The organism is Streptomyces sp. McG3, assembly GCF_018619185.1.
Lineage (GTDB): Bacteria > Actinomycetota > Actinomycetes > Streptomycetales > Streptomycetaceae > Streptomyces.
The window spans coordinates 1-1064 of the sequence record NZ_JAAXYC010000571.1 but is presented as its reverse complement, the minus strand read 5'-3'; the positions used below and the strand labels follow the sequence as shown (position 1 = coordinate 1064).

The 1064-nt window shown below is 74.2% G+C and carries 1 protein-coding gene; it reads right to left on the bottom strand.

What is annotated here, in order from left to right:
- On the bottom strand, positions 1-800 hold an 800-nt coding region (locus HET64_RS38505), incomplete at its 3' end, for an AfsR/SARP family transcriptional regulator (protein ID WP_215111862.1).
- Positions 801-1064 lie beyond the last annotated feature (264 nt).

Sequence of the window (1064 nt, the reverse complement as noted above, 5' to 3'; positions counted from 1 at the left end):
GCCGGGAGGGGGACGGTCTCGCCCCGGATGACGCGAGGGGCCGTCGGGCCGGCGGAGCCGAGGTCCTCGCCGCGCAGGATGGACAGTTCGAGGCGGCGCAGGGAGGGCGAGGGGTCCACGCCCAGCTCCTCCAGCAGGAAGTCCTTGACCCTGCGGTACTCGGCGAGGGCCTGGGACTGGCGCCCGCTGCGGTAGAGGGCCTCGATGAGCTGCTCGTGGAAACGCTCGTGCCCCGGATATACGCGCGTAGCGGTCCACAGGTCGACGAGCGCCTCACCGCAGCGCCCCAGCCCCAGCAGCAGGTCGCAGACCCGCTCGACCGCGCGCAGCCGTTCCTCCGCGAGCCGGGGCACCTCGTCGCGGTGCAGGACGACGGACCGTACGTTGGCGAGCAGCGAGCCCTGCCAGAGCGAGAGGGCGTCCCGGAGCGCGCAGAGCTCCGCCTCCGGGTCCCGGTCCAGGCGGGCCGCCCGGCGCACCTGCTCGCGGAAGCCGAGGAGGTCCAGGGTGTGCGGTGCGGCGGTGATCCGGTAGCCGCCGGGCACCGCCTCGATGGAGGCGCCGGTGACCCCGTGCTTGGCGAAGAGCCGCCGGAGCCGCAGAACGCAGGTCTGGAGGGCGGCCCTGGCGGTGGCGGGCTGCTCCTCGCCCCACACAGCGCGCTGCAAGTACTCGGCGGAGACCGTGGAGTTGGCGTGCAGGAGCAGCGCGGCGAGCAGGTTCGCGGGCTTGGAGGGCTGGAGGACGACGGTGTCGGGTCCGTCCGCGAGGGCCAGCGGGCCCAGGAGCCGGAAACGCATCACGCCCGGCGCCCCCAGGGAGCGCTCCGCCTCTCCTGCGGCGTCCACCGACCCCGCCGGCGCCGCCTGCTTTGTCGGCCCTGTCGGCCCGTCCGTTCCCGTCGGTCCTGCCGCCCCTGCGCGGGTCGACATGTCTAGTCCCAGCCGTTGACCAGTTTGCACACCTGGACGGGTGCGGATTCCGGGGGCAGTTGGCCGATGAGGTCCGCCAACTCCGTACAGATCAGCCGGGTGACGTGGTCGGCGGTGGGCGGGGGGCCCGCG